This is a genomic window from Phenylobacterium sp. (assembly GCF_046590535.1).
In the GTDB taxonomy this organism is placed as follows: domain Bacteria; phylum Pseudomonadota; class Alphaproteobacteria; order Caulobacterales; family Caulobacteraceae; genus Phenylobacterium.
Genome location: NZ_JBKJTG010000150.1, coordinates 1 through 3,783, shown reverse-complemented (window position 1 = coordinate 3,783; position 3,783 = coordinate 1). Strand labels below are relative to the sequence as shown.

7 protein-coding genes are annotated in these 3,783 nt (G+C 70.5%); 3 read left to right on the top strand and 4 right to left on the bottom strand.

Annotated elements, in window-relative coordinates; translation table 11 throughout:
- Positions 1-552, top strand: a 552-nt coding sequence (locus ACLL81_RS09070; protein ID WP_411288019.1) for a DNA translocase FtsK, incomplete at its 5' end; no start/stop codon positions are given.
- On the opposite strand, the gene ACLL81_RS09065 is transcribed toward ACLL81_RS09070, so the two are convergent.
- Together ACLL81_RS09065 and ACLL81_RS09060 are read right to left on the bottom strand one after the other, a co-directional pair.
- Positions 549-1,193: a hypothetical protein gene (locus ACLL81_RS09065; protein ID WP_411288018.1), complete on the bottom strand. Its 645-nt coding sequence runs from the start codon at positions 1,191-1,193 to the stop codon at positions 549-551. The genes ACLL81_RS09070 and ACLL81_RS09065 overlap by 4 nt on opposite strands.
- Entirely contained in the window at positions 1,163-1,555 is a 393-nt protein-coding gene (locus ACLL81_RS09060) for a hypothetical protein (RefSeq protein WP_411288017.1), read from the bottom strand. Before ACLL81_RS09060 ends, ACLL81_RS09065 begins: the two co-directional genes overlap by 31 nt.
- A gap of 214 nt (positions 1,556-1,769) precedes the next feature.
- Here ACLL81_RS09060 and ACLL81_RS09055 point away from each other — a divergent pair, with 214 nt between their 5' ends.
- Both ACLL81_RS09055 and ACLL81_RS09050 read left to right on the top strand, forming a co-directional pair.
- The gene (locus tag ACLL81_RS09055) at positions 1,770-2,411 is read left to right on the top strand and encodes a LolA family protein (protein WP_411288016.1); all 642 of its coding nucleotides are present in this window, start codon (positions 1,770-1,772) and stop codon (positions 2,409-2,411) included.
- Between the two features lie 231 nt (positions 2,412-2,642).
- Complete coding sequence (locus ACLL81_RS09050; RefSeq protein WP_411288015.1) at positions 2,643-3,449, top strand: exodeoxyribonuclease III; 807 nt, start codon at positions 2,643-2,645, stop codon at positions 3,447-3,449.
- Here the strand turns inward: ACLL81_RS09050 and ACLL81_RS09045 are convergent.
- Both ACLL81_RS09045 and ACLL81_RS09040 read right to left on the bottom strand, forming a co-directional pair.
- Positions 3,446-3,649 (bottom strand): hypothetical protein, encoded by a 204-nt coding sequence (locus ACLL81_RS09045; protein WP_411288014.1) that lies wholly within the window; start codon positions 3,647-3,649, stop codon positions 3,446-3,448. The genes ACLL81_RS09050 and ACLL81_RS09045 overlap by 4 nt on opposite strands.
- A 17-nt stretch (positions 3,650-3,666) precedes the next feature.
- On the bottom strand, positions 3,667-3,783 hold a 117-nt coding region (locus ACLL81_RS09040), incomplete at its 5' end, for a helix-turn-helix domain-containing protein (RefSeq protein WP_411288020.1).

Sequence of the window (3,783 nt, the reverse complement as noted above, 5' to 3'; positions counted from 1 at the left end):
GCCGCCGGCATCCACCTGATCATGGCCACCCAGCGGCCGTCGGTGGACGTGATCACCGGCACCATCAAGGCCAACTTCCCGACCCGAATCTCTTTCCAGGTCACCTCCAAGATCGACAGCCGCACCATCCTGGGCGAACAGGGCGCCGAGCAGCTCCTGGGCCAGGGCGACCAGCTCTACATGGCCGGCGGCGGCCGGGTCACCCGCCTGCACGGGCCGTTCGTCTCTGACGGCGAAGTGGAGGCCGTGGCCAAGTTCCTGCGCGGCCAGGGCCAGCCCTCCTACCTGGACGAGGTCACCGCCGGCGCCGACGAGGACGGCGAGGGCGGCGATCTGGGCTTGGGCGGCGAAGGGGACGGCAACGACCTCTACGACCGCGCCGTGGCCGTGGTCACCCGCGACGGCAAGGCCTCCACCAGCTACATCCAGCGCCGCCTGCAGATCGGCTACAACCGCGCCGCCTCGCTCATCGAGCGCATGGAGGAGGAGGGCGTCGTCGGCGCCGCCAACCACGCCGGCAAGCGCGAGATCCTGGTCAGCGCTGCGCCCTAGGGAGCGCCGCCGCCGGCCTCCTTGACCCGGGCGCCGGCGAGGATGCCGGACATGGCGTAGTTGCCCTCGTGGCAGGCGTATTCGTAGATCTGCCCGTCCAGGGCCTCGAGCACCATCTCGGCGCGCCAGGGCTGGGTGTAGTGGACCTGGTCCTCGACCCGGAACTCGTAGGCGATCTGCGTGGCCGACGCCCGGGTGAAGCGCTCGGTCACCCGGCCCTGGGGCGACAGGAAGATCGGCCCGAAACGGCCCTGCTGCGGGTTCACATTGACGGTCTCGACCACCAAGGCGTCGCCCTCCCACCAAGCGACGCTGTCGCCCATCCACAGATTGAGCACGGCGGGGCGGTGGGCGGCCCGGGCGGCCGCCCTGTCCCTGAGGATCGGGATGACCCGGACGCCGTAGTTCATCTCCACCACGATGACGAGGGCGTCGGGGGTCTGCACGAACTGGTAGTTGGAGTTGTAGATGTTGTTGAGCATGCCGGGGCCGCCGGAGCCGCGGGAGCCCAGCAGGCAGCGGTCGTTGGGCGCCAGGTCTTCCGGCCCGGTGGGGTCCAGCCGGCCGCTGGTGGCGGCGGCCTCGCGGGCTCGCGTGCGGGCCAGTTCGGTCAGCGGCAGGCGCCCGTCGGCCGGCTCCACGATCCACGAGGTCCGGTACTCGCCCTTGATCCGGGCGAAGGCTGAGCCGGCGTCCAGGACACTGCGCTGTGGGCGGGTCCAAGCGCCCCCGCCGGCGGGGGACCCGCGCTGGGATCGCTTGGCCGGGAGTCGGCTTCGGCGGCCCGCTTCAGCGGATCCGCGGCGGCGAGCGCGCGGGCCTCGGCCTCGGGGAGGGTCGGGGACTTGAACCTGGCCGGGCGCTCCAGCCAGGTTAGCGAGGCGTTGGACCACATGCCAGTGAGGTCCGGGCGCCCGTCCGCGCCGCGGGGCGGGGTCTGCGCCCCGGCGCTCCCGCAGGCCAGCGCCAGCACGGCGGCCAGCAACATCATCGCCTTCATCATCCTGCCCTCGACGCCCAGTTACCCCGCAGAGGCAAGATCGTGGGGCCCGCCGTCAAGACCTGGCCGCCGCGGCTGGCGCCGCCGGCCGAGGCGGCGTCCTTGACCTGGGAACGGACAAGGAAGCTTCAGCGTTGCGAGGTCCGCCGCGAACAGGCCCTATTGCCGCCGCCTCCCCGGGCTAGGGAGCGCGCTTTGCGAACCCTGGAGACCGACGATGAGCCTGACCCGCCGCTCCCTCGCCACCAGCCTTGTCTGCGCCGCCCTGGCCGGCCCGGCGCTGGCGCAGGCGCCTGCGGGCCTCACCGCCCAGGAAACCGCCCTGGTCCAGCGCGCCACGGCCTATCTGCAGGCCATCGGGGAGGCCCAGGCCCGCTTCGTGCAGACTGATTCCCGCGGCCAGTCGAGCACCGGGACGGTCTATCTGAAGCGCCCTGGCAAGGCGCGGTTCGCTTATGACCCGCCGTCGGGCCTGCTGGTGGTTTCCGACGGCTCGGCGGTGTCGGTGGCTGACAGTCGGCTGAAGACCTTCGACAAGTACCCGCTGATGGCCACGCCGCTCTCGCTGTTCCTGGCCAAGAACATCCGCCTGGACCGCGGCGTGACGATCACCCGGGTGTCGCGCATGGCCGACGGTTTCTCGATCACCGCCCGCGACGGCAAGAAGCAGACTGCCGGCCAGATCACGCTGACCTTCACCGACACGCCCCTGGCGCTGGCCGGCTGGACAGTGGCGGACGCCCAGGGCCGCTCCACGAGAGTCCAGCTAAAGGGGCTCGCCCCGGCGTCCGGCCTGCAATCTGCCCTGTTCGTACTCAAGGACCCGCGCCCCAAGGCGCCCGGGCGCGGCAAGATGTGACAATCAGACCACACGCAAGCGTTATCGCTTAGGGGCTTTGACTTTCGCGGAAACTGTTGCGATATTGGCACTACGTCGTTGGCGCGTCGGACGCGCGAACGGACACCGTGCCGGAACCTATCCCCTCCCGGCGGCGGCATGAGAGACAACTGGCGCCCGGGCTCTCTCCAGTGCCCGGGCGTTTCTTTGCGTGGCGATTCCGCTTGCACCGGAAAGGGTCTAGGGAGCGGCATGCGCCTGCGGATCTGCACCTGGAACGTCAACTCCGTGCGCCTGCGCGCCGAGCAGGCCGCGCGCTTCGTGGCCGACCAGGCGCCCGACGTGCTGTGCCTGCAGGAGATCAAGTGCCGCGAGGGCGAGTTCCCCCGCGAGGCCTTTGTGCAGATGGGCCTGCCGCACCTGAAGATCGCCGGTCAGAAGGGCTGGCACGGGGTGGCCATCGCCTCGCGCCTGCCGCTGGAGGACGCTCCGCCGCTGGACGTGTGCCGCGAAGGCCACGCCCGCTGTGTCGGCGCGGTAGTGGCCGGCATGGAGATCCACAACTTCTATATTCCGGCCGGCGGCGACGTGCCCGACCGGACCCTGAACCCCAAATTCGACCACAAGCTGGACTTCTACGAGAAGCTCACCGCTGAGCTGGCCAGGCGGAACCCCAAGGCGCCGCTGGCGATCGTCGGCGACCTCAACGTGGCGCCGGGCGAGAACGACGTCTGGAACCACCGCTACATGTCGCGGGTGGTCAGCCACACGCCGGTGGAGGTGGCGGCCATGGAGGCCTTGACGGCCTCGCTGGGCTTCATCGACCTGCCCCGCGCCAGCCGGCCCGAACCGGAGAAGCTGGCCTCGTGGTGGAGCTACCGGGCGCAGGACTTCCGCGCCTCCAACCGCGGCCTTCGCCTGGACCACATCCTGGTGACGCCGGGCCTGCGCGACGCGGCCCTCCGCCTGGGGTCCGCCGCCAGCCGCATCCACGACGACGTGCGCGCCTGGGAACGCCCCAGCGACCACGCCCCGGTGAGCGCCGACCTGGTGCTTTAGCAGGCGATGGTTTGGAGATGCCCCGCCCGGCCATAGTCGAGCAAGACCCGGTCACGGGTCATCAGGCGCAGCTCATACTCGCGCGCCGTCGCGGCCAGAATGCGGTCCGCGGGATCGTTGGGCGGAACGCCAGGCAGGTGGCAGGAAGCCATGAGAACCTCCGGCGGCATGGGGCTCAGCTCTGCGCCGCTGCGTTCCATGAAGGCCGCCCACCATTTTAAGGCGACAGCTTGTAGCCGCCGGCCTCGGTGAGCAGCAGCCTGGCATTGGCCGGATCGGGTTCGATCTTCTGGCGCAGCCGATAGACGTGGGTTTCCAGGGTGTGGGTGGTGAC

Coding starts and splice junctions, on each gene's coding strand:
- ACLL81_RS09060 (WP_411288017.1), bottom strand. CDS start 1,555: ATGATGAAGGCGATGATGTTGCTGGCCGCCGTGCTGGCGCTGGCCTGC.
- ACLL81_RS09055 (WP_411288016.1), top strand. CDS start 1,770: ATGAGCCTGACCCGCCGCTCCCTCGCCACCAGCCTTGTCTGCGCCGCC.
- ACLL81_RS09050 (WP_411288015.1), top strand. CDS start 2,643: ATGCGCCTGCGGATCTGCACCTGGAACGTCAACTCCGTGCGCCTGCGC.
- ACLL81_RS09045 (WP_411288014.1), bottom strand. CDS start 3,649: ATGGAACGCAGCGGCGCAGAGCTGAGCCCCATGCCGCCGGAGGTTCTC.